The 3133-nt window shown below is 49.4% G+C and carries 4 protein-coding genes; all 4 read right to left on the reverse strand.

What is annotated here, in order from left to right; all coding sequences use genetic code 11:
* Positions 1-136 precede the first annotated feature (136 nt).
* A complete protein-coding gene (locus LLF78_04970; GenBank protein MCE5201846.1) occupies positions 137-835 on the reverse strand; it encodes a M23 family metallopeptidase in 699 nt (232 codons plus the stop codon).
* 54 nt (positions 836-889) lie between these two features.
* Entirely contained in the window at positions 890-1687 is a 798-nt protein-coding gene (locus LLF78_04975; protein MCE5201847.1) for a hypothetical protein, read from the reverse strand.
* Positions 1688-1771: 84 nt separating this feature from the next.
* Complete coding sequence (ptb, locus tag LLF78_04980; GenBank protein ID MCE5201848.1) at positions 1772-2692, reverse strand: phosphate butyryltransferase; 921 nt, start codon at positions 2690-2692, stop codon at positions 1772-1774.
* A 164-nt stretch (positions 2693-2856) separates the two neighbouring features.
* Positions 2857-3133: 1-acyl-sn-glycerol-3-phosphate acyltransferase (locus LLF78_04985; protein MCE5201849.1), on the reverse strand; the 277-nt coding region annotated here is incomplete at its 5' end.

A 3133-nucleotide genomic window follows, 5' to 3' on the forward strand; every position in this document is an offset into this window, starting at 1 on the left:
GGCCTCTCCGTTTATATATGCCAACTATACTCCCCCAGCAGTGTCCTGCTCTTGATCTCCATTATAACAGCCATAAATGGACATGGGCCAATGATTTGAGCGCCTGACGGCAAACAGTTAAGTCATGCTGCGGTTATTACCGAATATCTGGCGGCAGTGTGCCTGATGAAGGCAGATACTTCATGGGGTCAAGCGCTGTCCCTTTTGAGTTGCGGACTTCAAAATGGAGGTGGTAGGCCGTAGCACGACCCGTCCTACCGACTGCGGCTATCTGCTGCCCCAGCTTAACCTTCTGTCCTACTTTAACATTCGTCGCCGAACAATGAGCGTAAACCGACCAGAGCAGCCCGGAATGGTTTATTATTATGACCTTTCCAAAACCGCGGAAGCCTTTGCCTCCGCCTGAGACGATCTCCACGATACCGTCAAGTACTGCGTATATCGGGGCGCCATTTGGCGCAAGCAGGTCTACGCCAAGATGTTTTCTATGTCCTTTCCTGCGGGTTCTGCTGAAGAACCCTCCTATTTTTCCTGTCTTCAGGGGCCATGCCATGCCTTTTATAAATTCCGGCGCGCCGCCGGAGATCATCTCTTCTGCATCCCATTCGATGTCCCCTGTTGAAGTCAGCTTCCTGTACGCGGTTTCCATCGGATCTTCCTGAAGTTCCTGATAGTCCACTTGTTTCGCAAGACAAGTTCCGGACGGCATAAGAAACGCAAAAATAAGAAACCACACCAACAGTTCCGCACGAAACAAAGCTGCCGCATTCCCGATAAAAACTGCATTTAGTGGCGACGCTGCGGTTCTATTTTGAGTTCCATCATACAGAACCATTAAAGACCTCCCCGTTGCGCCAAAGCGCAGTGTGTCAATTTTAGCACAAGAGGCCTATAGCCATGTTTTGACTATAAATTCAACCATTTCCTGCATTATGTCCGGGGCATTCTTTCCGTTTCTTAAACGCAGAGAGTGATCTGCTCCTTTTACAGTGTGAAAATATTTTGACTCCGCGGGCAATTCGATTCCTCCCAAAAGATCCAGACAGCTCTGTTCGGGGAATATCTCATCTTCACTGCCGCGGAATAATATACATCCGTTTGTTCTGACACGGGTAATCATATCCTGCGAAAGCGACGAATACAGAGTGGAGAGTATGGGCATCTTCATCATACGGCTCTCGGTCTCTTGATATGCTACGAGCCCTGTCCCGCTGAGTATTATTCTGTCTATCGCCGGCTGCTTCCCATCCGGCGGCTCTATTGCACCGGCAGCCGCTGACAACGCTATTATTCCGCCGAGGGAGAATCCCCATATCCATATCGGATCGGGAGAGACACGCCTAATAATTTCCCGTATTGCCATAAAAAAATCTTCCTGCTCCTGTGCAAAAGTTTTGCCCTCAAAGGCGCCTTTTATCCAACCGCCTATGTTATCGGCAAAATCAAGTCTGTTCCGCAGTTTCCTGCTCGTCTCGACAAGCCACGCTGTAAAGCCGCGATCTACAAGCAATTCCGCAAGATAGCGGAATTTATTGTGGAGCCCGATATTAGCGCTGCTGTGTACTCCATGGAGAAGGATTATATGAATGTTGTTGGGCGATTTGGGAAAGCACCGTCTGACATGGATTTCCATGTCTCCGTAAGTTCCACGCAGTATTATGCCCTCTGATCGCAGTCTCTCTGTCATTGAACATCTCCGGCATCTTTATATAAAAATCAGAGAAGACGGATAAAATGCCGCCTTCTCGCTCTTGGAAATGCTATTTCGTTGTTATCTGCCCTTGTGTGCCGCAAGTACGACCGCCGACGCGATAGAGAACAGTTTTGCTTCGGCCGAGTCTGCGCGGCTGGTCAGGACGACCGGAGCCGCAGCTCCCAGAACTATTCCGGCTGTCTTGTTCTCTGCAAAATATACTATGGCTTTCGCAAGTATGTTGCCTGATTCAATGTTAGGCACATGCAGTATGTCCGCATAACCGGCCACATCGGACTTGATCCCCTTGTGGCGCGCCGATTCCGGAGATACCGCGTTGTCCAAAGCAAGAGGACCGTCAACTATACAGCCCTTGATCTGACCACGGCGGTTCATCTGGGTCAGGATAGCCGCATCGACCGTCGGCGGCATATCGAAGTTTACGACTTCCACCGCAGCAAGCGCCGCTACCTTCGGACATTCTACGCCGAACGCATGGGCGAGTTCGACTACGTTATTTATGATATCGACTTTTACTTTGAGCTCAGGATACATGTTGAACGCTGGGTCTGAGATGAAAAATATGCGGTCGTATCCCTTTACCTCATGGATGTAGACATGTGAGAGCGTCTTGCCGGTACGAAGCCCCTTTTCCTTGTTCAGGACCCCGCGGAGGAAGTCCGCCGTGGAGACCATTCCCTTCATAACGATCTGCGCCTGTCCGCTGGAGACAATTTCTACCGCCTTAAGCGCGGAGGCCGCTCCACCGCCCTTTTCGTCTATAACATCGTAGTTTGCAAGATCTATGCCAAGCTTTTTGGCGACCTCACTGATTTTATCTGCATCGCCTACAAGGAAGGAGTTGGCTATTCCGGCCCTGCGCGCGTTCTCTACCGCTTCCATTACCTCTTCATCTTCGGCGCAGGCCACGCTGATTTTCTTGGGGCCTACTTGTTTTGCATAATCAACCAGTGCATTAAGAGTACGGATCTGTTCCATTTCAAAAAAACCTCCCTGATATTATATTGTTCGGGCAGAATTTGCCCCTATCGTTCAAAAACACGCTGATATGGTAATTATACACTTTTATTTCACTCTCGCAGATCCATTTGCTTCAATTACAGCGGTACAATATATGGCTTCAAAAGAAAGTGGCGCTTATGCTATGCATATTTTTCTTTATCATTAATGTCCATCTCTTTATAAAAAGCTTCTATCCTGTTCAATATATATTTACGCTTTTCTTTTTCACTTAAACCTTCGGGGATGTCGGCTGGATCTATCGGATCGCCGAAGACAACGTAAAGCTTGCGCGGACGCGGGAATTTCATATGCGGGGCAAGTGCCCGGAATGTACCTCCGACCCAGGTAGGGATGACAGGGGCTCCTGTCTTGAGGGACATTATTGCAACACCGCCCTCCAGCGGCTGGAGGGTCCCG

The organism is Synergistaceae bacterium, assembly GCA_021372895.1.
Lineage (GTDB): Bacteria > Synergistota > Synergistia > Synergistales > Synergistaceae > JAJFTP01.

What these genes read in the sequence shown, in the direction of transcription:
- LLF78_04970 (MCE5201846.1), bottom strand. Translation starts at nt 835, where the DNA reads ATGGTTCTGTATGATGGAACTCAAAATAGAACCGCAGCGTCGCCACTA.
- LLF78_04975 (MCE5201847.1), bottom strand. Translation starts at nt 1,687, where the DNA reads ATGACAGAGAGACTGCGATCAGAGGGCATAATACTGCGTGGAACTTAC.
- ptb (MCE5201848.1), bottom strand. Translation starts at nt 2,692, where the DNA reads ATGGAACAGATCCGTACTCTTAATGCACTGGTTGATTATGCAAAACAA.